Annotated in this window: 1 pseudogene; it reads left to right on the top strand. The window is 73.6% G+C overall.

Features of this window, described 5'->3' with window-relative positions:
• Window positions 1-156, top strand: a pseudogene (locus AC5WRT_RS39285) (DUF3159 domain-containing protein); the annotation flags it as partial.
• Window positions 157-212 lie beyond the last annotated feature (56 nt).

Below are 212 nucleotides of genomic sequence, written 5' to 3'. Positions count from 1 at the left end.
GCGGTGTGGCTCACCTGGGTGTTCCTGGCCAAGGCGCCGGCTCCCATCGACGTCTTCGCCGAGATGGAGGCGGAGGAGCAGGCCGAGAAGGAGCGCAGGGCCGCGCTCGCCGAGAGTGGCGAGTCGCCCGGCGGACGGCACCGCCGGGACGCGTAGGCGGCGGTCGTACGACGACGAAGGGCGCCCTCATGGACAGGGCGCCCTTCGCGCTG

This window comes from Streptomyces sp. NTD91 (assembly GCF_059510455.1).
This window is presented reverse-complemented; position numbering and strand designations above follow the sequence as displayed.